Source organism: Acinetobacter sp. AR_0276 (assembly GCF_003000705.1).
Classification (GTDB): domain Bacteria; phylum Pseudomonadota; class Gammaproteobacteria; order Pseudomonadales; family Moraxellaceae; genus Acinetobacter; species Acinetobacter nosocomialis.
Genome location: NZ_PSQO01000004.1, coordinates 2,361,214 through 2,386,925, shown reverse-complemented (window position 1 = coordinate 2,386,925; position 25,712 = coordinate 2,361,214). Strand labels below are relative to the sequence as shown.

General features: G+C 40.8%; 19 protein-coding genes. 7 read left to right on the top strand and 12 right to left on the bottom strand.

The window, feature by feature from the left end; translation table 11 throughout:
- Positions 1-71: 71 nt before the first annotated feature.
- The 3 genes from CSB87_RS12225 to CSB87_RS12215 form a co-directional block, all read right to left on the bottom strand.
- Positions 72-623 carry a phosphatase PAP2 family protein gene (locus tag CSB87_RS12225; RefSeq protein ID WP_006582204.1) on the bottom strand — a complete coding sequence of 184 codons (552 nt, stop codon included), beginning with the start codon at positions 621-623 and terminating at the stop codon, positions 72-74.
- Positions 624-647: 24 nt separating this feature from the next.
- Entirely contained in the window at positions 648-1,946 is a 1,299-nt protein-coding gene (locus tag CSB87_RS12220) for a glycosyltransferase family 4 protein (RefSeq protein ID WP_023188485.1), read from the bottom strand.
- A 137-nt stretch (positions 1,947-2,083) separates the two neighbouring features.
- The gene (locus tag CSB87_RS12215) at positions 2,084-4,267 is read right to left on the bottom strand and encodes a carboxy terminal-processing peptidase (protein WP_004710662.1); all 2,184 of its coding nucleotides are present in this window, start codon (positions 4,265-4,267) and stop codon (positions 2,084-2,086) included.
- A 192-nt stretch (positions 4,268-4,459) separates the two neighbouring features.
- Between CSB87_RS12215 and nagZ the strand changes: the two genes are divergently transcribed.
- Positions 4,460-5,479, top strand: a complete 1,020-nt coding sequence (gene nagZ / locus CSB87_RS12210; protein ID WP_006582205.1) for a beta-N-acetylhexosaminidase — start codon at positions 4,460-4,462, stop codon at positions 5,477-5,479.
- A 325-nt stretch (positions 5,480-5,804) separates the two neighbouring features.
- Positions 5,805-6,647 carry a class I SAM-dependent methyltransferase gene (locus CSB87_RS12200; protein ID WP_006582206.1) on the top strand — a complete coding sequence of 281 codons (843 nt, stop codon included), beginning with the start codon at positions 5,805-5,807 and terminating at the stop codon, positions 6,645-6,647.
- Positions 6,648-6,698: 51 nt separating this feature from the next.
- On the opposite strand, the gene CSB87_RS12195 is transcribed toward CSB87_RS12200, so the two are convergent.
- On the bottom strand, positions 6,699-8,012 hold the full coding sequence (locus tag CSB87_RS12195) for an alpha/beta fold hydrolase (protein ID WP_006582207.1): 1,314 nt from the start codon (positions 8,010-8,012) through the stop codon (positions 6,699-6,701).
- Positions 8,013-8,311: 299 nt separating this feature from the next.
- On the opposite strand from CSB87_RS12195, the gene CSB87_RS12190 reads away from it, so the two are divergent.
- Positions 8,312-9,577: a glutamate-5-semialdehyde dehydrogenase gene (locus CSB87_RS12190; RefSeq protein WP_006582208.1), complete on the top strand. Its 1,266-nt coding sequence runs from the start codon at positions 8,312-8,314 to the stop codon at positions 9,575-9,577.
- Between the two features lie 105 nt (positions 9,578-9,682).
- Here CSB87_RS12190 and CSB87_RS12185 read toward each other — a convergent pair whose 3' ends face one another.
- The 5 genes from CSB87_RS12185 to edd all read right to left on the bottom strand — a co-directional run bounded on the left by CSB87_RS12185 (position 9,683) and on the right by edd (position 16,064).
- Entirely contained in the window at positions 9,683-11,311 is a 1,629-nt protein-coding gene (locus CSB87_RS12185; RefSeq protein ID WP_006582209.1) for an NADP-dependent glyceraldehyde-3-phosphate dehydrogenase, read from the bottom strand.
- A 172-nt stretch (positions 11,312-11,483) separates the two neighbouring features.
- The gene (locus tag CSB87_RS12180; RefSeq protein WP_004710666.1) at positions 11,484-11,996 is read right to left on the bottom strand and encodes a gluconokinase; all 513 of its coding nucleotides are present in this window, start codon (positions 11,994-11,996) and stop codon (positions 11,484-11,486) included.
- 17 nt (positions 11,997-12,013) lie between these two features.
- Positions 12,014-13,372 (bottom strand): gluconate:H+ symporter, encoded by a 1,359-nt coding sequence (locus tag CSB87_RS12175; RefSeq protein ID WP_002053229.1) that lies wholly within the window; start codon positions 13,370-13,372, stop codon positions 12,014-12,016.
- A gap of 197 nt (positions 13,373-13,569) precedes the next feature.
- On the bottom strand, positions 13,570-14,190 hold the full coding sequence (eda, locus tag CSB87_RS12170; protein WP_006582210.1) for a bifunctional 4-hydroxy-2-oxoglutarate aldolase/2-dehydro-3-deoxy-phosphogluconate aldolase: 621 nt from the start codon (positions 14,188-14,190) through the stop codon (positions 13,570-13,572).
- A gap of 20 nt (positions 14,191-14,210) precedes the next feature.
- The gene (gene edd, locus CSB87_RS12165; protein ID WP_006582211.1) at positions 14,211-16,064 is read right to left on the bottom strand and encodes a phosphogluconate dehydratase; all 1,854 of its coding nucleotides are present in this window, start codon (positions 16,062-16,064) and stop codon (positions 14,211-14,213) included.
- Positions 16,065-16,823: 759 nt separating this feature from the next.
- On the opposite strand from edd, the gene CSB87_RS12160 reads away from it, so the two are divergent.
- The 4 genes from CSB87_RS12160 (at position 16,824) to CSB87_RS12145 (ending at position 22,662) form a co-directional block, all read left to right on the top strand.
- On the top strand, positions 16,824-18,026 hold the full coding sequence (locus tag CSB87_RS12160; RefSeq protein WP_023188487.1) for an acetate/propionate family kinase: 1,203 nt from the start codon (positions 16,824-16,826) through the stop codon (positions 18,024-18,026).
- A 43-nt stretch (positions 18,027-18,069) separates the two neighbouring features.
- Positions 18,070-20,214, top strand: a complete 2,145-nt coding sequence (pta, locus tag CSB87_RS12155; RefSeq protein ID WP_031952299.1) for a phosphate acetyltransferase — start codon at positions 18,070-18,072, stop codon at positions 20,212-20,214.
- A 226-nt stretch (positions 20,215-20,440) separates the two neighbouring features.
- The gene (locus CSB87_RS12150) at positions 20,441-21,967 is read left to right on the top strand and encodes a fumarate hydratase (RefSeq protein ID WP_002053445.1); all 1,527 of its coding nucleotides are present in this window, start codon (positions 20,441-20,443) and stop codon (positions 21,965-21,967) included.
- 140 nt (positions 21,968-22,107) lie between these two features.
- Entirely contained in the window at positions 22,108-22,662 is a 555-nt protein-coding gene (locus CSB87_RS12145) for a DUF2059 domain-containing protein (protein ID WP_002053362.1), read from the top strand.
- Positions 22,663-22,686: 24 nt separating this feature from the next.
- On the opposite strand, the gene CSB87_RS12140 is transcribed toward CSB87_RS12145, so the two are convergent.
- From CSB87_RS12140 to clpP, 3 genes are all read right to left on the bottom strand, one after another.
- Complete coding sequence (locus tag CSB87_RS12140) at positions 22,687-23,403, bottom strand: DUF2846 domain-containing protein (RefSeq protein ID WP_002053277.1); 717 nt, start codon at positions 23,401-23,403, stop codon at positions 22,687-22,689.
- Between the two features lie 147 nt (positions 23,404-23,550).
- Complete coding sequence (gene clpX, locus CSB87_RS12135) at positions 23,551-24,864, bottom strand: ATP-dependent Clp protease ATP-binding subunit ClpX (protein ID WP_006582214.1); 1,314 nt, start codon at positions 24,862-24,864, stop codon at positions 23,551-23,553.
- A gap of 101 nt (positions 24,865-24,965) precedes the next feature.
- A complete protein-coding gene (clpP, locus tag CSB87_RS12130; protein WP_000289452.1) occupies positions 24,966-25,571 on the bottom strand; it encodes an ATP-dependent Clp endopeptidase proteolytic subunit ClpP in 606 nt (201 codons plus the stop codon).
- Positions 25,572-25,712 lie beyond the last annotated feature (141 nt).

The window sequence follows — 25,712 nt, the reverse complement described above, 5'->3', positions numbered from 1 at the left end:
ATCACGAACTGTGTACTTTAGCAAATCCACAAACGTAATCGATAGCTTAAGCTGATAAAAATTACTGTTCGTTATAAAGCAATGCCCAATAATGGCGCGACAAAAATAATCAGACTTGCTACTGCCGCACCAATAAGTGCGCCTACAATCACATCACTTGGGTAGTGAAGTCCAAGCACCATACGAGACAATGCCACAAGCACCATGAATGGCAACATGGCAGCTAGCAACACAGGCTGGATATAACCTAACACAATTGTCACCATCACTGCATGTAGCGTATGGCCTGATGGAAAACTAAAGTGATCAAGTGGTCTCTCCCCAAGCACAATCACCTGATGTACTTGGTAAGGGCGTGGACGCGTGGTTTTATGTTTTAAGAATTTATAAATTGCCGTTCCGACTGAACCGCCAAGTAGCAAATAGATAATTTGCAAACTATAGGTAATGCCATGCATTCCCCATACAATTGCCAGCATGAGGTACCAAAATGGCCCATCGCCCGCACGGCTAATAATTTTGAAAAATAAAGATACACGCTGTGAATGGGAAAAATGATTGAGGTATAAACAGCCTCGTAAATCTAGATCGAGTATTTTTATTTTTGCATTCTTTAATTTCATGGTTGTTCTCCTATTTTAGGATACTTAGGTGAAGTCCACCGAGGATTCCTTCACTACCTGATAAAATGCCTGTTCTAATTGCTGTACCGGAAGTTGCCAACCGCTTTGCTGTACTTTACGACAGGCTTGTATGCCCATTTCTCTAAGTTGTTGTACTGAAGGGAGTTGATAAATTTGTTGTATAAAATGGTTTTTCTGTCCAAGTGGACTTAACCAGCCACTTACGTTATGGACTAAATATTGATGTGCACATGCATAATCATACGCGATAACAGGCAAACCGCTTGCCATTGCCTCTAAAACTACGTTACCAAACGTTTCAACCTGACTCGCAAATACAAAGACATCAGCACTTGCATATGCTATTGCTAAATCTTGTCCACGCAAACTACCCGTAAAAATGACATTTGTCGCTTCAGGTAATGCTTTTAATCGAGCAAGATCTGGGCCATCTCCTACCACCACAAGTTTAGTTTTATGTTGCTGCATATTTTGCATAGCTGCATAGCTTTCAACTATCAATTGAACTTCTTTTTCTGGTGATAAACGCCCTACATACAGCATGACACGAGTATCGGCATCGGCACCCCATTGCTGGCGTAAGCTTTCCGAACGGTGTTTTGGTGAAAAGCGTGTGGTATCGACCCCTCGTCCCACCACAACCAGTGGACAGGTAATACCAAAACCACGTAAAGCTTCTTCGGTATCTTTACTTGGCACACAAGTCACTTGAGTATTGTTATGAAACCAGCAAAGATATTTTTGAATCGGCTTAACTAAAAAAGCCAAATCAAAGAATCGGCTAAAATCTTGAAATGGTGAATGAAAGCCACTAGAGACCGGAATATCTTTTGCTTTTGCAGCTTGCATGGCAGTTAAGCCCAAAGGCCCTTCCGTCACGATGTGCACAACATCTGGCGCAAATTTTTCAAAAGCTTTTGAAACTTTTAAATATTGAGGCCAACCAAATTGTAGAGTTGGATATTTAGGAATAGCCTGCGACATGACGAGACATTCTTGCTCTGGTAGAAAATCATGACACTTGGCTTTTTGTTCTGGGCGAACCAGTAGAATTTTATGACCTTGTTTTTGCAAACCTTGACATAACTGTAATAACGAAAGTGCTACACCATTAATTTCTGGTGGCCATGTCTCTGTCACAATCGCAATTTTTAAACGAGGACGAACCAACCCGTGGAGTTGGTGCAATTCCTGAGTATTAGACAACTGCTGTTTTTGTTTAAAATAGAAGTGGAAGCTTTCAGGGAGTTGCTGTTGTTTTAATAGTGCTGTCGCGTATGAGCCTTGCATAGCGCCATCCATCAATGTATTTATTTTCATGCTTAAAGATTAAGCAGCTTTCTTGACACTTTGATGATAAATGCATGACAGTTTACTGACATGAAAAATTAAAAAAGCACGCTGAGAACAGCGTGCTTTTTTATAAACAGACAAAAAACTTAACGGTTCTGCAATTTTGCATAATCCATAAGTACATTTGCTGCTTCATTCACAAATGTTTCTTCTTCTGGCAATGCAGGACGTTGGTTGGCTTTCATTTTGGCACGAGATTCAGCCAAGGCATCTAATGAAGCCTGATAGCTTTCCCAGTTAGCAAAAGGTTTTTGACCTGTCGCTACACGGCGTTCATTTTCAGCATCTAAAGTTTGCTTTTCTAAACTCAGAAGCTCTGCGCGGCGCTTATCAATATCAAGAACAACTTGTTTCTGATCGCTAGTTACCTTCGCAATTGCCGTACGTTTATTTAAATATTTAAACTGAGGATCCACTGCTACACGTTGCTCTGAAAGTTGAGACAACTTCGCCACATATGGCTGAACAGAACCTTCACGTTTAAATGGTGCAGTTGGAATCGTATCCCACTTTAACGCATTTTTCGATTTACGCTCACCAAACTCTTCGTTATAGATATCAACAAGCTTAATGTCTGGCACTACACCTTTGTTTTGCGTACTACCACCGGTAACACGGTAGAATTTACGCTGAGTTAAGGTTGCTTGACCATATGCCAAAGTATCAAGTTGAACTTGAGCTGTACCTTTACCTGTGGTTGTACTACCAATGATAATGCCACGCTCATAATCTTGAATTGCAGCAGAGTAAATTTCACTTGCAGATGCCGATGCCAAGTTCACCAATACAGCGAGTGGACCTGTATAGATTTGCTGACCACCATCGTTGTCTTCAAATACACTTACATTGCCATTGCCGTCACGAATTTGCACAACCGGACCTGACTTAATTACCTGTCCAAGCATACGTGCAACTTCTTCTAATGAACCACCTGGGTCATTACGCAAGTCAATAATAATACCTTCTACTTTCTTAGCTTTTAAAGCCTCAAACGCATTTGCAGTATCTTCAGAAACTGAACGATATTGCTGACCAGCACGACGTGAACGATAGTCGAAATAGAAAGATGGAATTTCAATGACACCTAATAGATGTTTTTTACCATCACGTGTTACTTCAACTGTACGTGAACGGACGCCCGCATCTTCTTCTTGAATGACATCACGCACCAAGGTCACATTGCGTGCCTGACTCATTGACGCGCCAGCACCAAGAAGTTTCAGCGTTACTTTTGTGCCACGCTTACCACGGATCAACCCAACAATTTCTGAACTCGACCAGCCGACCACATCAATCATTTTACCGCCCTCTTGAGCGACACCAACGATTCGGTCTCCTGATTTCACTTGACCGGACTTACTTGCCGGGCCACCTTCTACAATGGTTTCAATCTTGGTGTAATCTTCATTGCCACGCTCTGGACGAATCGATACCCCAATACCTTCAAGTTGTAAGGTCGTTTGGCGGTTCAGTTCTATCGCATCAATTGGCGGATAATAGTTACTATGTGGATCATAAGTCGCCAACATTGCATTTAATGTTTTATCTAAAACATCGTCGCTTTTCACACGGCTAATTCTTTCAAGCTGACGTGTATAACGCTTGGTCAAAGTCTGAGCCGGTGTTAAATCTTCTGGGCCTGTTAAGTCTTGACCATCAGCAAGTGATGGATTTTCTTTTAATGCCTTTTGTTTCGCCTGCTCTTCTTCACGGCTAATCGTTAAATTAATTAACTGCGAAACTAACATTTTACGCCAGTGATTTTGCTGCTCGGCCGATGTTTTAAAATACGGTGCTTTTTCGCGATCTACTTCAATAAAAGTATTTGGCTGTTTTAAATTTTGTGGTTTCTTTAACTCAGCAAGCATGAACTCATAAAATTGTTTTAAGCGTTCACGATATTGCTGGTGAATAGCAAACGGTCCAGTTAAATTCCCCGCTTTTAATGAAGCACCAAAATTTGAACCATAGAGCTTTTTATAATTTTGAACTTCAGCGTCTAAAAATAATGAATGGTCTGGATCAAGACTATCTAAATACATATCGAGAATACGGTTAGATGTATTCGCATCCAAACGCATATTTAAATAATGTTGGCGATCAACTAAAGTTGCCAGTTGACGAGCCACCAAGGCCTGCTCTTGCGTTGGCTGTATCGATTGAGAAACAGCAGCTGTATTGGTTGCTGCTCTTGCTTCGTTCATCGTATGAGAGAAGAATAAACCGCCAGTCGCGATTGCTACTGCACAAGCTATAGTTTGAAGTTTCATAAATTCTTAATACTTCCTTGGGTGTTCGTATCTTACACGCTCTGTTTTCGATATGAACTAAGCAGATTCAACATCTTAACCAACTAAATTGTTTATACCGTGTAGTTTTATCATATTCTGTACTGACAAAATGTAGCAAATCATTGCAAAATTCGCTTATTGTTTTTCAATCAAAATTCAAATGGAACCAATATGATTGGCGCGTTGATGCTGGACATTGCCGGCACAGAACTTACTAAAGAAGATATTGAACTATTACAAGCTCCGCAAGTCGGTGGCATGATTTTATTTGCACGAAATATTGAATCACCACAACAAGTCCGTGCTTTAACCGACCATATGCGCCAAGTTCGCCCAGATATTTTAATTGCTGTCGACCAAGAAGGCGGCCGTGTTCAACGTTTAAAATCTGGCTTTACGCTATTGCCAGCCATGGGCCGCTTTGGCGAACTTTATATCACTCAACCACAAAAGGCTCTTGAACTGGCTGAACAGTGTGGCTGGTTAATGGCAACTGAAGTCTTAGCTGTCGGGATCGATTTTAGTTTTGCACCAGTTTTAGACCTTAATGCGATTAGTGATGTCATTGGCGACCGTGGCTTCTCTAAAAATATTGAAGATATTGCTCCGCTTGCTGGTGCATTTATGCGCGGTATGAAAAAAGCCGGCATGGCAAATACCGGTAAGCACTTCCCGGGTCACGGTTCGGTCAAAGCAGACTCACATGTCGCAGCCGCAATTGACAGCCGTAGCTATGATGAAATTTATAACCATGACATGCAAAGCTTCATTAAGCTTATGCCTGAGCTCGATGCGCTCATGCCGGCACATGTAATTTACGACAAGGTTGACCCAAATCCGGCAGGTTTCTCACCTTTCTGGATTCAAGAAGTCCTTCGTAATCGCTTGAAGTTTAATGGCGTACTTTTCTCTGATGACTTAAGCATGCAAGCTGCATGTGTCGCTGGTGGTGCAGATGCGCGTATTCAAGCAGCTTTGGCAGCTGGTTGTGATATGGGGCTAGTGTGTAATGACCGTAGTGCAGCATGTACAGCACTCGATGGTATTGCCAACTTAGCGTTACCAAATCAAGAGCGTTTAGAACGTATGCGTGGTCGAATTCCACAAATCCAAGTTGGTGAAACCTTATCGCTTGGAAATGAGTGGCAAGCTGTCAAAACTGCCATTGAAGAGTTTAAGAATTCGATTTAAGTTAGTAAAAATTTTAATTGGCTACAAAAACCTATTCACTATCTGATACGCGGTTAAGTCATACGCAACCTGCTCATCTGCTGAAGGATATTGATTGCTTCAATATATTTGATAGGTGCAGAAAGTGAACAGGTTTTGCGTATGACAATGGTTTTGGTTACTTTTCCCGAAAGGAAAGTAACTCCAACTGAAAGTTCATCCCAGAATGCTAACCTAATTGACAGGACTCCGTCATGCAGGTTCATTCACCATCAATGCATTAGAACTTCTTCATTGTTATTAATAATGAAGATCACACAAAAACAATAAATCGAGTTCAGGACGAATGACACAACACCTTTCAAAACACCGCCACATTTCTTTTACAGCCCACTATACAGGCTATATCTGGTATCAAATGGGGATCTCACACGAAGCACTTGCCACCAACAAAGGAAAATCGTTGGCATATTTAGTTCACCCATTAGAATCTTGGGCAGAGAAATATGTCGGTGGCAGTATGCGCACGACGCTTAAACAGCGCCATACCATGCTTGATCATGATTTAGAGAAGTTAATTCAAGAACATCCTGATTTACAGGTGCTTGAAATTGCTTGTGGTTTATCACCACGTGGTTGGTGGTTTAGGCAGCATTATCCTTCTATTACCTATCGGGAGCTTGATTTGCCCGATATGGCTCAGACAAAACAAAATGCACTACAACAAATTGAAAAAAATGCACCTGAAATTTTATCGGTCGATTTATTTACCGAGGCTTTCGCACAAGCGTTTGAAGTGTTTGACCCTAGCCGCCCATTGGTTATCATCAGTGAAGGTTTAATTAACTATTTTGATAAAGACTTATTAAAGCAACTGATCCAATCCATTGCCCACTATGGTGCTTCCTTTAAAAAGCTTCATTATTTAACTGACCTGTATCCTGAACCCGTTAAGAACAAACTCGCAAGTATTATCTGGAACAGTAGTAAATTACTTAAACTTATGTCTCGAAGCTCATTTAGTTTTCATTTTAAGACTCCACTAGAAGTGAAAGACTTTTTTAAAGATGCAGGCTTTAATCAAGTTAACGTTGAACAACCGCAAATATTCTTCGGACAAGTTACTAAAGAGAGCGATGAAGAACATTTAGGTGACTTAGTGTGGACTATTCATGCTCAATTGAAATAAAAAAAGAAGTCTCAATATTTTTGGGACTTCTTTTTTATAAAAAATTAAACTTTATGCTGCTTGCTTTTGGCGGGCAATAAAACGACTTAAACGGTCAGCAAGTTCGAAACTGCCATGTTTAAATAAAGCACGGATTCCTTGTTCAGTAGCTTCAAAGATTAAACATTCAATCGAAAAAGCACCCTCTTCATCTTCTAAATATAGTGCCAGATCCCGTGGATGTTCATTTACAAAGTCGAGCTGTTTCACATCATCTAACTTCAAATACATCCCAAAGAAAGTCACATCAACAATCGTCACTAGCACCTCTGTTTGACATTCACGGTGGCTCAGTTTCGTTTTAGGCTGGAGAACTGGTATACGCTCTTCACCTCGGCGTTCCATGTTTTGCATTTGCTCACGCGTCATTGGAATAATGCCATCCAGATTTTGGATAGATTCACCCTTCAAAAATGAAGTGAACAAACTCATAGTTTCTTTACGGCGCTGAAGCTGTGGCACATGGTCTGCGTTAGCAATCAGAGCAAATTCCATATCCGGACATTGCAAAGCAAAATTGGCATTTTCATGAGGCAAAGTAAAACTATCGTACTGCCCTGCTGCGACCAGTGTTTTACACTGTGGAATCGGTACATCTGTTAAGCGTAAAAGTCGATTACAGTTAATATCATAACGTTCACGCTCGGTCCCCGTAAACTCAGCCATTTGCCTAAAAAATAATTTTTTAGCTGTCGGTGACATACGTGTTTTATCTAATTTGGCATGATTCACCAAATATAGAATCACCGCTTGTCCAAACTCTTCCATACGGTTTTCTTGCATGAGTTTGAGTGATTCTTCCAAAATCATCCGCCAACTTTTACGGGTCTTTTGCATGACACCCATTAAAATCATACGGTCCATTAAATCTGGACGGTGATAAGCAAAACAAGAAGCAACAACTGAACCCAACGACATTCCCATTACAGAAACTTTTTGAATTCCCACAATATCTAACCAGCGACCTAACATTTCGGACAAATCAGGTAGTTCTAATGTTCCAGCAGAAATTCCGGTATCTCGATTGGTAATTTGTTGATTTGCGCCCATAGATGGCAAGTCGATTAAAATGACCGGGCCACTTTCAAACAGTTGCTCAACACAATATTTATAAGAGTTAAAATTTTGAAAAGCACCACCAACAATCACAATCGGTGTTTTGTGAATGGTTTTTGGGTCTGCAATCGCCATGTATTCAATTTTCCAACCGTCAATCCATGTCGTACGAGCTGGCTGTTTAAAACTATCTCTATGGTAGATATCGAAAAACCCAAAACCGGCATAAGCTTGGTTTATCTCCGAATCCATTTGAATAATGGAATTCATATCCTTGCTTCCTCCTTGCTGTAATTTTTTTATGCTGCAAGAGTTCCTTCTTGAACATGTAATCTTTTATGCACAAATCTTTAAAATTTGTATTAGTTTGTATTGCACAAGTCCATTCTAAACAATTGTCTGAAATATACGCAATCGCTGAAATGACCGCTCATCTTGTTTAAGCCGCGAATAGTTTGCAAAATATTTAAATGTTTTTTTATAGCGGTCACATTTTTCAAAAAAAGCCATTCATTGTTCCGCATTTGACTGCTACTATCGTAGTCATTGGTAAATGATTAAAAACTGCTATGCAAGATTCAATTGAACAATACATGCAAAAAGTCGGGCAACAAGCACGTGAGGCTTCACGTGTCTTAACAAGTGCTTCGACTTCGCTTAAAAATCATGCACTCTCTGCTATTTACACTGCTTTAGAAAATAATCAGGCAGCGATTTTGGTGGCGAATCAACTCGACATGGAAAAAGGCCGTAGTAACCAACTTGACAGTGCCTTACTTGATCGTCTTGAACTTACGCCCGCACGTTTTAAAGGGATGTTGCAAGGTTTAAAAGATGTGATCGCTCTCGTCGATCCAATTGGGGAAATTACGGATCTTGCATATCGCCCCACAGGTATTCAAATTGGGAAAATGCGTGTGCCTTTGGGTGTAGTAGGTATGATTTATGAATCACGCCCAAACGTCACACTTGAAGCTGCATCTTTAGCAATTAAATCGGGCAATGCCATTATTTTACGTGGTGGCTCAGAAGCACTTGAGTCAAACAAAGCAATCGCAGAAGCAGTTAAACATGGTTTAAAAGTTGCTGGTTTACCTGAGCACTCAGTACAAGTGATTGAAACTTCTGACCGTGCGGCAGTTGGACACCTCATTACCATGGCTGAGTATGTAGATGTCATTGTTCCACGCGGTGGTAAAAGCTTAATTGAGCGTGTAACCAACGAAGCCCGTATTCCTGTGATTAAGCATCTTGATGGTAACTGCCACGTGTTTGTAGAAGCACAAGCAGACTTGCAAAAAGCATTACCGATTACTTTAAATGCCAAAACTCATCGTTACGGTGTTTGTAATGCGATGGAAACACTGCTTGTTGATGAAAAAATTGCAGATGTTTTCTTACCACGCATTGCTGAACTTTATGCTGAAAAACAAGTTGAGTTACGTGGCTGTCCAGAAACACGTCGTATTTTGGGTACGACTGTCAAACCTGCAACAGAAGAAGACTGGTATACCGAATATTTAGGACCAATTCTTGCAGTTAAAGTGGTTAGCGGGATTGATGAAGCAATTGACCATATCAATAAATATGGTTCGCATCATACCGATGCAATTGTGACTGAAAACTATACTTTAGCTCGTCAGTTCTTGGCTCGCGTAGATTCAAGCTCTGTCGTAGTTAATGCATCAACTCGTTTTGCCGATGGCTTTGAATATGGTTTAGGTGCTGAAATTGGTATCTCAACTGATAAAATCCATGCACGCGGCCCTGTTGGCTTAGAAGGTTTAACTTCTCAAAAATGGATTGTGTTAGGTGACGGTCAAATTCGTCAATAAGTCTCTTATTTAAATAAAAACGCCTGATCCATATCAGGCGTTTTTATTTTGTTATTTCCCACAGAAAAACCAGCCCGAAGGCTGGTTTTTTTAATCGTATATTAATTAGAAAATAAAGTCGGTATTCACAAATTTCGAATAGTGCTCAGACACCATAGAAGCCAGCATACCTTTACTGTCATCAGTCTGTTTAGCCGCAATCATAGAGCGGATCGAGAATGCACGAAGCGCATCATGCACAGACAGTGTACCTTCTGCAGAATCTTTACGACCACCAAATGGGAATACATCAGGACCACGCTGACATTGACAGTTGATGTTTACACGACAAACTTGATGTACCAGTGTATCGACCAAATGACCAATTTGCGCTGGGTCACTACCAAAGATACTCACCTGCTGACCATGATCAGAAGTAGTGACATAGTCCAATACAGTTTCAATATCATCATAAACAGCAACTGGTACCACTGGCCCAAACTGTTCTTCGCGATATAGTCTCATCCCCTCAGTCACTGGATAAACGACAGCTGGATAGAACATGGTTTTGCAGAATTCACCACCTTCCGGATTAACCACTTTAGCCCCTTTAGCTACAGCATCTTCAATCACTTCAGTCATATAGGTAGTACGGTGCATACCCGGTAGCGGCGTAATAGAGACACCTTTTTCCCACGGCATACCTACTTTCAGTTTAGCCAGCTCAGTCGTTAAACGATTAACAAATTCATCGGCTATTGAGCGGTGTACCATCAGCATTTTCAAAGCCGTACAACGCTGACCATTGAATGACAATGCACCCAGTAGACATTCTTTCACTGTCAGGTCTAAGTCAGCATCAGGCAAAATGATGGCTGCATTCTTCGCATCCAACCCCAAAATCGCACGCAGACGATGGGATTTTGGATGTTGCTTTTTCAAGTGATCAGCCACTTTACTAGAACCAATCAGTGCCAATACATTAATTTGCCCTGACGCTAATAAGTGAGGCACTACCAGAGAACCGGGTGCATAGATAGTATTGATTACGCCTTTTGGAAATGAATCTCGGAATGCCTCTAGCAATGGTTCAAATAGTAAAGTTCCAAATTGAGGTGGTTTAAAAATAATGGTATTACCCATTAGCATAGCTGGGATGAGGGTTGCGAAGGTTTCATTCAGTGGGTAGTTGTATGGTCCCATACACAACACAACACCTAATGGAGTACGACGAATTTGACCAATAGTACCTTCAGCAATTACAAAGCGAGAGTTAGCATTATCCAGATCTTTTAAAGCATCAATGGTTTGACGCATATAGGTAATAGTACGATCAAACTCTTTCTCTGAGTCAGCCAAGCTCTTGCCAATTTCCCACATGATCAGCTTAATAATCAGATCTCGTTGCTCTACCATGCGCTGAATGAAATTCTGCATACAAGCGATGCGCTCACCAACTTTCATCATTGGCCATTCGCCGCGACCATTGTTGTAAGCCCGTACTGCCGCTTCCAGAGCTTCATCACTTTCTTTTTCGCCCATGACTGGATAACTACCAAGTTCAACTTGCTGTAGGCTACCGTCAGACTGCTGAATCCAGATCGGAGATAATGTTTTCTTGGTTGGACCAGCCCATAGCTTCAACTCACCGTCCACCAGTGAGACACGTTGATGAATTTGAGATGGCAGACGTACACTTTCAGGAATACTGTCCACTACTGGAAATTTATGCTGTAAATTATTTAACTGATTCATTCTTCTTAATACCTTATTCTTTGTATATCTTTTTATATCTACCGAGCTTTCACTGTAATCAGGTCTTATTCGGGTCAATACTACTATTATTATCAGTACTCACCTTGCTTGAACCGTAGATGCAAGGTGAATATCTTAAGGCTATGATAGTTTCGATATTTTCTAAATGAATTTACCCCCGACACACACTATCAGTCACCCCTAGCTTCTGGATGACTTGTTCAATGATCTGTTCTGGTGTGAGAGCAATATCAATTGCTATTGCCTCATTCACATCAGGTTCTTCTAATGTATCTAGTTGAGTTTGTAACAACGATGGATCAAAAAAATGACCAGATCTTTCTGCAAGTCTTTGCTGCAATAGTTCAAAAGAACCTTTTAGATATACAAACTTAACATTCTGGTCCTGCCCTCTTAAAATATCGCGATACATCCGCTTTAAAGATGAGCATGTAAACACAGCTGTTTCACCATCTCTTTGTTTTGTTTCAATTGCCTGACGAATGGCTTGCAACCATGGCAAGCGATCTTCATCAGTTAAAGGAATACCTTGGCTCATCTTGCTTTTATTTGCAGCGGAATGAAGCGTATCGCCATCAAGAAACTCACAAGCCAAACGCTCTGATAACAACTCACCAATGAGGGTTTTCCCTGTTCCACAGACACCCATAGCTATCACAATCATGGATTACCTACCTCTAATTACAAAACAGCGCTAAGCAACAATGTGAAAGACAAACCAAGTACTGAAATAATTGTTTCCAGTACAGACCAAGTCTTCAGTGTCTGCCCAACTGTCATTCCAAAATATTCTTTGATTAGCCAGAAACCAGCATCGTTTACATGCGAGAAAATTAATGATCCTGAACCTGTCGCTAATACTAAAAGTTCAGGTCTAACAACTACACCTGCCGCCGCCGCAATAGGTGCAACAATGCTACAAGCCGTAGCCATCGCAACAGTAGCCGAACCTGTCGCCAAGCGTATAAGAGCTGCAACAAGCCATCCTAACAACAATGGTGAAAGGTTTGCTTTTAAGGCAGTAGATACAATTTCATTAGAAATTCCACTGTCTCTTAAAATACCGCCAAAACCGCCACCAGCACCAACAATCAACAAAATACCGGCAATTGAAGCCAAGCACCCACCACAGAACTTTTCGATTTGTTCACGGTTGAAACCCTGCATGGTGCCGAAAGTAATAAAGCTGACCAAAACAGCAATAAGTAATGCAATATCAGAAGTACCAATAAAGCGTAATAACTCATTTGGAAAAGTTTTTGGAGCAAAGAAAACATCTGCCCAACTACCAACTAGCATCAATGCAACTGGCAGCATGATCGTAAATAAGGTAATACCAAAACTTGGTAATTCACGTGTCTTGTTAGCATCTGCTTCAACAAACTGCTTTGCTAAAGGATTGTTTTCAGGCAATTTGACATATTTGTTGATCCATAATGCATACAATGGACCTGCAACAACCGCTGTCGGGACACCAACCAACAAACTGTACATAATAGTTTTACCGATGTCAGCGTGGTAAGCCTGCACCGCGAGCAAAGCTGCTGGATGTGGTGGAATCAACCCGTGTACGACCGATAAACCTGCAACCATAGGTAAACCTACAACCAACAATGATTTACCTGTGCGTTTAGCAATGTTGAAGGCAATTGGAATTAGAAGTACAAAACCGACTTCGAAAAATACGGGAAGCCCTACAATTAACGCAATGAACATCATGGCCCAGTGAATATGTTTTTCACCAAACCATTTAATTAAAGTGATTGCTATTCGTTCTGCACCACCTGACTCGGCCATCATCTTGCCAAGCATGGTTCCTAGCGCAATCACAATCGCAAGGTGACCTAATGTTTTACCGGTACCAGCCTCATATGATTTAACGATCCCATCCATTGGCATGCCAACTGCAAGAGCTAAACCGAGAGAAACAATAATAAGAACTAAAAAGGGGTAAATTCTAAACTTCGCGATCATAACAATCAAAGCAACAATCGCGATTAAAGTATAGATAAGCAACATGCCACCCTGAACGGTCTCCATGTGACACTTTCTCCTTGGAATAATGCTATCTAGGCATACTGCCCAAACGAAGCTCTTCAACCAGAGATATACTCATTGTTGAAGCACTCATTTTTTATATTTTGTATGACTGGCATCCGCCAGTCACCGCATCACAAAAAATCTAAAGCACCTAAAAGATACTTTAGATTTTCAAACCACAATTACTTTCGTAAAACTCACAACTGACTTGCAATTTGGGCTAAACGGGTAATTTCAGCCCAATCTTGTGCAGCGACAACAGGTTTAGGTGTTAACCATGACCCACCTACACACACGACATTAGGTTGCTTCAAGAAATCTGGAGCTGACTCCGCTGTAATTCCACCTGTAGGACAAAAACGTAAGTTTGGAAATGGCCCATAAAATGCTTTTAGCATCTCAACCCCACCTGCCTGTTGAGCAGGGAAAAACTTCACAATGTCGTAACCCAATTCAATCGCTTGAATAAGATCACTCGGTGTCATTACCCCTGGTAAAAGAGGCAAGTCCGCATCTTGCGCAGCCAGATGCAAGTCTTTAGTCAAACCCGGAGATACCCCAAATTTAGCACCTGCTTTTTTAGCTTGAGCACAATGCTCAGGCTTAGTAATCGTTCCTACGCCCACCACAATGTCATCTGCTAACTGAGACGCTCGCTCAATAGCAGCCAAACCAGCAGCGGTACGTAAAGTAATTTCCAGTACTTTTACACCACCAGCATGCAACGCACGTGATACATGCTCACCTTGTTCAGCAGAATCAAAAGCCAACACTGGAATTACTGGGCCTAATTTGACAACATCTTCAATCTTGCTCATTACTTTGTAATTCCTTCGTCTCAAATATGCGCTTGTGGCTCTTCGCCAACAAGTGCACCAAACACAGATGCACCATGCTCAGCAGGCGCTGCTGCTGCACGGAATACACCAAATAATTCACGTCCAAAACCGACTTCGTTTTCAGCCTGATGTTCTGGCTGTGCAACAGGGCGTGACTGCCAAGTTTGTTCATCTAACTCAATATCGAGTACGCCAGCTTCAGCATCAATGATTAACATATCTCCGGTTTGAACTTTTCCAATCGGACCGTTTAATAACGCTTCTGGAGACAAATGAATGACTGCCGGTACTTTGCCTGAAGCACCAGACATACGGCCATCAGTCACTAATGCAACATGGAAGCCTTGATCTTGTAAAACACCCAACACAGGCGTTAAACGGTGTAATTCAGGCATACCATTCGCACGAGCACCTTGGAAACGAACCACCGCAATAAAGTCTCGGTGTAATTCACCACGATCAAACGCCGCTTGTACCGCTTCTTGCGAGTCAAATACGATTGCTGGTGCTTTCACTTTACGGTGCTCTGGCGCAACCGCAGAAATTTTAATAACACCACGGCCAAGGCGACCTTGCATTAAGCGCAAGCCACCATCTGGCTGAAACGGCGCATCAATACTACGGAGTACTTTGTCATCAAGGCTTTGAACCACACCGTCAACCCAAGTGAGCTGACCGTCAATCAATTTCGGTTCTTTAGTGTAGTGCTGTAAACCTTTACCAGCGACTGTCGTCACATCGTTATGTAGTAAACCAGCCTCAAGTAAGTTACGAATAAGGAATGCCACCCCACCCGCTGCTTGGAAATGGTTTACATCGGCTTTACCATTTGGATAGATTTTTGCGAGCAATGGAACAACAGCAGACAACTCATCGAAGTCATCCCAGTCAATTAAGATGCCAGCCGCACGTGCAATCGCAATAAGATGTAAGGTATGGTTGGTTGAACCGCCTGTAGCCAGTAAAGCTACAATGCCATTGATAATGGCTTTTTCATCAATAACATGACCAATTGGCGTGTAGTTGCCTCGCTCAGCAGTTAAGTCAAGTACACGTTTAGCAGCTTCGGCAGTAAGCGCGTCACGTAGTGGTGTGTGAGGATGAACAAATGCAGAACTTGGCAAATGTAAACCCATCACTTCCATCAACATTTGGTTACTATTGGCAGTACCATAGAATGTACATGTGCCCTGCCCATGATATGCAGCAGACTCAGCTTCAAGTAAGGCATCGCGACCTACTTGGCCTGTAGCGAATTGCTGGCGGATTTTAGCTTTATCATCATTCGACAAACCGCTGCTCATTGGACCTGCGGGTACAAAAATAGTTGGTAGATAACCAAACTGTAAAGCACCAATCAGCAAGCCTGGCACAATCTTATCGCATACCCCGAGACACAATGCAGCGTCAAACATATTATGAGAAAGTGCAATCGCTGTACTCATTGCAATTGTTTCACGTGAAAACAATGACAATTCCATACCGGCATTACCTTGAGTAATACCATCACACATTGCCGGTACACCACCAGCAAACTGTGCAACGCCGCCATTTTCGCGAGCAGCTGTTTTTATAATGTCAGGGAATGTTTTATATGGGGCATGTGCCGAAAGCATTTCATTATAAGAAGACACAATACCAATATTTGGTTCACGCCCCACTTTAATAATTAATTTTTCATTATCTTCCATGCCGGCAAATCCATGAGCCAGATTGGCACATGAAAGTGCTCCACGAGCTGGAAATTTGCCTTGAGCATGTTCAATACGTTGTAAATATGCAGAACGAGTTTTTTGGCTACGCGCAATTACACGTTCGGTAACTTTTGCCAATATTGGATTCGGCAAGTCCATGCTGGACGCTCCTGTACAACCGGATAAGCCGGAACAATAAAAATAGACCAAATGATATATTTCATCATCATTTGATAAGGGGGAGGAACAATATTATTAAGGCAAAAAGCGACATGCAAGCCCTAGACAACTTTACGGTAATACCTGAGCATGAGTATTAAATACAAATTATGTTTAAGTTTTAAACAAGAAGCTGGTTTTATTTTTGACTATATTTACCGGTATATTAGCCTCTAATAACTATGAGAAAATTCTCATAATATCAAAGTAATAAAATATCTTTATAAATGTATTAACACGGATTTTTTATACTAAATTTTATAATAAAAATGTTTATGATTTATTCATTTTAACCTATATATAAACGATTAAATCTTAATTTCATTTACGTATATTATTTGTAATATATTCATCGAGCTTGATTAAAATAACATCACTTTTTTCTTAAAAAATTTATACCAAATAGTTGAAAATTACATTAAAAACAAATTTACTCTTCATAAATATATACAAAAAAATGTTTAATTCATCTACAAAAAATAAATGAATACAGTGGTTAAGCTTTATACTGAACAAATATTAGTTATAAAAAATTTAATGGTCGATAGTGCTTAAGTCTAATGGGCTAAAGTCTATCTTGGACAGAAAAACAACACATGTTAAAACATCACAACCTGCTCTTAGTGCATATTGCAATTAATGCCTTTTGATCAGGAAGTTAGGAAAACTATTTTTAAATCAGGACTTGGGTATTTCAACGTGGCTACATCAGTATTAGTTATTAATTGCGGTTCTTCATCTATTAAATACGCACTGGTTTCAGAGCGTCGTGAAGATCGTATTTATGGTTTAGCAGAAAACTTAGGGGCAGCTGATGCTCGTATTAAAGGAATTACAGTCGGTGGAGAACCGCTAGAGCTTTCAATTCCCTATGCTGACCACGCCAAAGCTTTAGAAACCTTACTTGCACGTCTTGCAAACTATAAACCTCAAGCAATCGGTCATCGTGTCGTACATGGTGGAAGTCTTACTAAAGCTGAATTACTCACCCCTGAAATTATAGAACGTATTCGTGCAGCCACGCCTCTTGCCCCGCTTCATAACCCTGCTCACTTAATTGGGATTGAAGCAACAATGCGCCTATTTCCTGAATTGCCTCAAGTTGCCGTATTTGACACCGCATTCCACCAAACCATGCCTGCGCATGCATACCGTTATGCAATTCCGAAATTTTTATATACAGACCATAACGTTCGCCGCTATGGCTTCCACGGCACAAGCCATGCTTATGTGTCTGACCGCGGCAGTGAACTGGCTGGAAATTTCCAAAAAGGTGGTTGGCTAACAGCACACTTGGGCAATGGTAGCTCGACTTGTGCAGTATGGAATGGACAAAGTGTTGATACTTCTATGGGCCTTACTCCGCTTGAAGGCGTTGTAATGGGAACCCGTAGTGGTGATGTCGACCCAAGCTTACACAGTTTCCTTGCAAAAAATCTTGGTTGGGACTTGGCGAAAATCGATAAAGTTTTGAATAACGAAAGTGGCCTACTTGGCTTATCACAACTCTCTAACGATATGCGTACAGTGATTGAAGCCTCTGAAAATGGCAACGAAGATGCCTGTCTTGCAATTGAAGTATTTAGCTACCGCCTTGCAAAATCACTTGCTGCATTAAGCTGTGGTTTACCGAGCATTGATGGCCTGATTTTCACAGGTGGTATTGGTGAGAACTCAGCTTATATTCGTGAAAAGACTTTAGCTTATTTACCCCACTTTGGTTTACAGCTCGATAAAGACCAGAACAACAATTTAAAACGTGGCACAGAAGGCCGTATTGATAGCGGTACAGGTCCACAAATTTGGGTTATTCCAACCGATGAAGAAGGTCGTATTGCCAAAGAAACTCGTCAGGTTGTAGACGTTTCACAAAACACATCTCCTGAAGTTAGCCTTGCTTAATTACAGAAGTCAAAGAACGTTATTCATTTATTTATAGGTTTATATGAATACAATTTTATTAATTCCTACAGGTGAAGGGGTTGGTTTAACCTCTGCCTGCTTAGGTATGATTTATGCACTTGATTGTAATGGGATTAAAGCAGGCTTTTTAAAACCATTTTCTCAGGTAGATCAAGAAAATTTAGACCGGACTACCTCTTTATTTGGCCATTTATTTCAAGGTAAAACTGTTCAATCCATTTCTCATGAAAAACTAACCCAACGCATTGCATCAGGTGAAGTCGATGAACTACTTGAAGAAGCGGTAAGTCTTCATCGCAGTATTGCAGCAGACAATAATGTGATTATTGTTGAAGGCTTATTGCCAAATGGGCAAGATCATTTTGCCAGTGAGCTGAATGCGAGCCTTGCTCAAGCTCTCGATGCTGAAGTGGTTTTAGTCAGTACAGCAGATATTCAAAACCCACGTAAAACAGCAGAGAAAGTTGAAGCTCACTTACGGCAGTTTGGTGGTGCAACCTCTAACCGAACAGCCGGCGTACTCTTTATGCGTACACGCGGGTTGTCTGAAGAAACAGCTCAAATACCTGTCGCATTTGATCCGTCGTTACGTCCAACTGAAGACATCGCAAAATTTACGACAGAACTGCAAAAATACAATCGCTACTTTGGATCAAACGATTTACCAATTATTGGTTTAGTCCCATTTAGTAATACCTTAAGTGTACCTAGAACTTTAGACATCGCGAACGTGATTGATGGTCAATGGGTACATCAAGGCGAAGCGAAAACACGTCGTATTTTGCACTCAAGTTTAATTGCTTCAAGTATTGAATATGAACTTAATAAATTCATTGCAGGCGAGCTGATTATTAGTGCATCTGAACGTACCGACGTTTTACTTGCAGGTAGTTTGGCAACCAGTAATGGTATTCCATTGGCAGGCTTAGTACTAACTGAACGTGAAGCCCCTGCTCCTGAGCTTTTAGAGTTTTGTCAAAGCGCCATCAAACAAGGTTTACCAATTTTACATACCCGTTTAAACACACTGGAAACAGCACAGCGCTTATCCGATTTTGGTAATGAAATTCCAATCGATGACACCGAACGTGCCGAGCAAGTGACTCGTTTTGTTTCAAGTCATATCGATGTCGAATGGCTTAAACAGCACAGTAATAACGGTGCAACTCCACGCCTTTCTCCTTCTGCATTCCGTCATGAGTTAGTGCAAAAATCAATTGCAGCCAAAAAACGGATTGTCCTACCTGAAGGCGATGAACCACGTACTATTGAAGCTGCTGCTATATGTCAGGCTCGTGGTATTGCGCATTGTATTTTGTTAGCTAAGCCAGATGCGGTACAAGACGTTGCAAAGGCACGCGGTATTGAATTACCAGCAGACTTGGAAATTATTGATCCGGACAGCATTCGCAATCAATATGTTGCACCTATGGTTGAACTCCGCAAAGGCAAACTCAATGAGTTACAAGCCAAAGATCAATTACAAGACACCGTAGTTCTTGGCACCATGATGCTGGCGCTAGATCATGTAGATGGTTTGGTTTCAGGTGCAGTTCACACCACGGCTAACACCGTGCGCCCTGCTTTTCAGCTGATTAAAACCGCACCTTCTTACTCTTTAGTTTCGTCCATATTCTTTATGCTTTTACCAGATGAAGTATATGTTTACGGTGACTGTGCAATTAACCCAGACCCTACAGCCGAACAACTTGCTGAAATTGCGATTCAGTCTGCTGACTCTGCAAAAGCGTTTGGAATTGACCCACGTATTGCCATGATCAGCTATTCAACTGGTACGTCTGGAACAGGTGCGGATGTTGAGAAAGTACAGCAAGCGACTCAAATTGCACAGCAACGCCGTCCTGATTTACTAATTGACGGTCCACTCCAATATGATGCAGCTTCCGTTGAAAGTGTCGGACGCCAAAAGGCACCGAATTCACCTGTAGCTGGCCGTGCCAATGTATTTATTTTCCCTGACTTAAATACAGGTAACACGACCTATAAAGCAGTACAACGTGCAGCAAATGTAGTCAGCGTTGGACCAATGCTGCAAGGTCTAAACAAGCCAGTCAATGACTTGTCTCGTGGTGCTTTAGTAGATGATATTGTCTTTACTATTGCCTTAACAGCAATTCAGGCTGAACAACAGGCTGCTGCGAAATAATTAATATCATTTAATCTTTTCTACCTCTCGCCATTTGATATCCGCTCAAATGGCTTTTTTTATTCTTAAATAACAACATTCCCTTTTGGTTATTCTTAGTTTTAAAACACTTAGCACTAGTCCTATTCGACTTTCGGTCAAAAGATCAACCAATCCCCCACAAGTTTGTGTTTTTGTCATATAATTTAGCCCGCTAGCTAACAGCCCGCTCAAGAGATTTTCTGGTATGACAACGATTATCAAACAAGATGACTTGATTACATCAATCAAGGACGCCCTACAGTTTATTTCGTACTATCACCCGCAAGACTTTATCCAAGCGATGAGCCGTGCTTATGATCGCGAAGAAAACAAAGCTGCAAAGGATGCAATTGCACAGATTTTAATTAACTCTCGCATGTGTGCGGAAGGTCATCGCCCAATTTGCCAAGATACTGGTATTGTTAACGTTTTCCTTGAAGTGGGCTTAGATGTTAAATTTGATTTAACTATGAGCTTAGACGATGCAGTAAACGAAGGTGTTCGCCAAGGCTACCTTGAAAACAGTAACGTTCTTCGTGCATCTGTACTTGCTGACCCTGCATTTGGTCGTAAAAATACAAAAGACAATACCCCTGCTGTTATTCACTACAAACTCGTACCGGGTAACAAGGTAGATATTACTGTTGCTGCGAAAGGTGGTGGTTCAGAAAACAAATCTAAGCTTGCAATGCTTAACCCATCTGACTCGATTGTTGACTGGGTACTTAAAACTGTTCCGACTATGGGTGCAGGTTGGTGTCCTCCTGGTATGCTCGGTATCGGTATTGGTGGTACTGCTGAAAAAGCCATGATGCTTGCGAAAGAAGCGCTCATGGAAGAAATCAACATGGACGAATTACTTCGCCGTGGACCAGAGAACAAAATCGAAGAACTTCGTATCGAAATCTTTGAAAAAGTAAATGCTCTGGGTATTGGTGCTCAAGGTCTTGGCGGTTTAACGACTGTTCTTGATATTAAAATCAAAGATTATCCATGTCACGCTGCAGGCAAACCAGTTGGTATGATTCCGAACTGTGCTGCGACTCGTCATGCTCACTTCCAGCTTGATGGTTCAGGTGTAGCTCATATTCAAGCACCAAAACTTGAAGACTACCCTTCAGTCACTTGGGACTCTTCACAATCTAAGCGTGTAAACCTTGATACCATTACTCAAGAAGAAATGGATTCTTGGAAACCAGGTGACACATTACTTCTTAGCGGTACAATGTACACAGGTCGTGACGCTGCGCACAAACGTATGGTTGAAATGATCGACAATGGTGAAGAATTACCAGTTGATCTTAAAGGTAAATTTATTTACTACGTTGGCCCTGTTGATCCAGTGGGTGATGAAGTCGTTGGTCCTGCTGGTCCTACAACTGCAACACGTATGGACAAATTCACACGTAAAGTACTCGAGCATACTGGTTTATTCGGTATGATTGGTAAAGCTGACCGTGGTCCAGCAGCAATTGAAGCAATCAAAGACAATAAAGCAACTTACCTGATGGCAGTTGGTGGTGCGGCTTACCTCGTATCTAAAGCTGTTCGTGAAGCTGAAGTTGTAGCATTTGCAGACTTAGGTATGGAAGCAATCTACAAATTCGTAGTTGAAGACATGCCTGTATCTGTAGCAGTTGATGTAAACGGTACTTCAATTCACGCAGTGGCTCCAAAAATCTGGCAAGCGAAAATTGGTAAAATTCCAGTAATCGATGCCGCAGCAGGCTAATCAAGAAAAGCACCGAATTCGGTGCTTTTTTTATGCCTTATAATTTTTTTGGAAATTGAAAAGAATTGTAACAATTGATTCACCAATCTGTGTTATTAATAAATAAACCCACCCGCCATATATTGTATATAGGTCATTTCATGACTATCCGCCCTATTCTCAAAAATCTCTCAATCAGCCTCTGCCTAAGCTGTATTACGACAAGCTTATTTGCTTCTCCTGCCAAATTAAGTTCAGTCAAAGAACTCATGCAAATGAGCCAAATTGATTATTTACTGAAAGAATCAATTAATGAATTAACACCTTATTATGATCAACAAGCTGAGCAGATCATCACTAATATTACGGGCATCAAAACTTTAGGTGCGAAAGAAAAAGAGGCCGCAAAAAAGTTAGGCTTACTTTTAAAAGATTCGAGTAACCAGCTCATTAGTAGCCCAAAAACTACGCAAGCCTTACAAGATATTTATTTAAAGACATATACTGAAGAAGAAGTTCAGGCAAATTTAAAGTTTTTAAAAACCCCAGAAGGCCAATCGATTACGCGTAAAAACGTACAGATTATGGGGCAAATTTCAGAATATATGATGGAGCTGGGACAACAAACTTTTAATGACCCTAAAGCACGTGATCATATGCAAGAAGAGATGCTTAAAATTATTGCCCCATTGATGAAAGATAAAGAAAAGTCTTAACTTTTCTTTATCTTTTGCAACCCATTACCACGTTAAAGGATTCCATAATTTAAATGGTTTAATCAGATGAACATCTGACTTTTCGTCATATTTGGCTGGTTTTAGCTCTTGTGGTTTATGACGTATTTTTCCTGAAGCATCTTCAGCAACAAAATTATAGCTAGAAGATTTAAGCTCGGTAAATGCAATTTCTCTACGACCGATATTATCTTGCATTAACATAAACGGGCCAGTGTGTTCACCACGGTCCATTTTATTTTCTTCATCGTATTTTAAATAATAAGATGTTCCTGCATCGACCGTAATATCAATATATTTGGGTTCTTGGAAATGAATACCTAATAAAGGACGACTTGCAGAAATACGATAACTTCCTGCTGGCAGTTCAATCCAGTAATAGTGATTATGCAATAAACTTGGAATTCGCTTGCCATTTACAAACAAATTGATGGCTGCAATTTCCTGACGGTTCCATTTAGTATCTGGCCGATACAGATAGACAACTGCCGCATGTTCATTTTGCGGTTTAATCGGTACAAATGTCTGACCTAGTTTCTGATTTACCCACCCACCCATGCTAAAGCCACCGACATGGTATTGATCAAACACCCCAGGTGCTTTATCTACATCAACTTTCGGTAAAGTCGCAGTCAGCTCACCTGAATTTTTTGCTAAGTGTGATGAACTTTGGCAACCTGCAAGTAATGCGGTACAACTTAATGCAATAATTAAATAACGCATGACATCCCTCAAAGCGTTTTCTTTTGATTTTTCTATATCGCAAAACTATGCGCATTTTGTTTTTTTAGATTAACACCACCTACGTGAATTGAAAACAAAAAAAGCATGAATCACTTACGCGATTCATGCTTTTTAGATGAATGAAATCTAAGCAGACTTCGAATCAATTACTTTTAAATCTGCCTTAGCAACACTTTCATGAGTTGCTGTTTCTCTAGGCCGACGTTCTGGCTTATAAACAGGTTCAGCTTCACCATTAATGACTGCTTCATTAATGAAAACTGTTCCTACATCTGTACGGCTTGGCAAGTCATACATCGTTTCAAGTAAAACATTTTCCAAAATCGAACGTAGGCCACGAGCTCCGGTATTACGCTCAAGCGCACGCTTAGCAACTGCACGTAAAGCTGAATCTTCAAATACGAGGTCAACATTTTCCATATTGAACAAGTATTGATACTGACGAGTTAATGCATTTTTCGGTTCAGTCAGAATTTGCATTAACGCTTCTTCATCAAGCTCTTCAAGCGTTGCAATTACTGGTAAACGGCCAATAAATTCTGGAATTAAACCAAATTTTACTAAGTCAGTTGGCTCAACTTGACGGAACAATTCAGCAATTTTCTTGCTTTCATCTTTTTTCTTCACGTCAGCTGTAAAGCCAATTCCGCCTTTCTCTTGGCGCTGTTGTACAATTTTTTCCAGTCCAGCAAATGCACCACCACAAATAAATAAAATATTTGAGGTATCAATCTGAATGAACTCTTGCTGCGGATGTTTACGTCCACCTTGTGGTGGAATTGAAGCTACAGTACCTTCAATCATCTTAAGCAATGCTTGTTGTACACCTTCACCAGAAACGTCACGCGTAATCGAAGGATTTTCAGATTTACGTGTAATCTTGTCGATTTCATCGATATAGATAATGCCCTTTTGAGCTTTTTCTACATCGTAATCTGCTTTTTGCAAAAGCTTTTGTACAATATTTTCAACGTCTTCGCCGACATAACCCGCTTCAGTTAAAGTGGTCGCATCTGCCATCGCAAATGGAACATCTAACAAACGAGCTAATGTTTGAGCAAGTAATGTTTTACCTGAACCGGTAGGTCCAATCAGTAGAATGTTACTTTTAGCAATTTCCACATCTTTAGACACATGACCAGATTGCCCGACTTTCAAACGCTTATAATGGTTATAAACGGCAACAGATAATGTCTTTTTGGCAAGATCCTGACCAATCACATATTGATCAAGCGCAGCACGTATTTCATGTGGTTTTGGCAATGCCTTGCTCGCCCAGTCACCTGCTTCAACCTGTTGGCTGGTTTGTACAAGGTCTAAGCAGACATCTACACACTCATTACAAATATATGCGTCCTCGCCCGCAATCAGTTTCCCGACTTCAGACTGCGTTTTACCGCAAAATGAACAATGTTTTTGTCCTTGAGGATGTTCGGACATATTCTCTCCACAAATAGAATCTTAAATATGAGGGCAAGCGATAGGGTTAAATGACTATATGGAGGCGTTTTCTAACAACTCAAGCCACTTAAAAACTCCCCTTATGGACGCTTACTTAATACCTGATCGACTAAGCCATATTCTTTTGCTGCTTGTGCAGTCATAAAGTTATCACGATCAGTATCACGAGCAATCGTGTCATAGTCTTGACCACTGTGTTCTGCCATCAAACGATTCAAGCGTTCTTTAATAAATAGAATTTCACGTGCGTGAATTTCAATGTCTGATGCCTGACCACGGAATCCACCTAATGGTTGGTGAATCATTACACGTGCATTTTCAAGGCAATAGCGTTTACCTTTAGCACCAGCATTTAATAAGAATGCGCCCATAGATGCAGCCTGCCCCATACAGTATGTCACTACATCAGGTTTGATAAATTGCATCGTGTCATAAATCGCCATACCAGCAGTGACTGAACCACCAGGCGAGTTAATATAAAGATGGATATCTTTATCCGGGTTTTCAGCTTCTAAGAACAACATTTGAGCAACAATCAAATTTGCCATGTTGTCTTCAACTTCACCAGTTAGAAAAATGACGCGCTCACGTAAAAGTCGTGAATAAATATCAAAAGAACGTTCGCCGCGAGAAGATTGTTCAACCACAACAGGAACTAAAGCATTTTCAATTGTTGGAACATACATACGTTATTTATTCCTAAATTTTTTGTGACTTAACCTATGGCAACAATATGCGGGATAATTTCTCAAATTGCAAAAGGTTCGCACTGAAATATTATATTATTTATACCTAAGTACTTAATGACGTACTCAAATTAACCACAT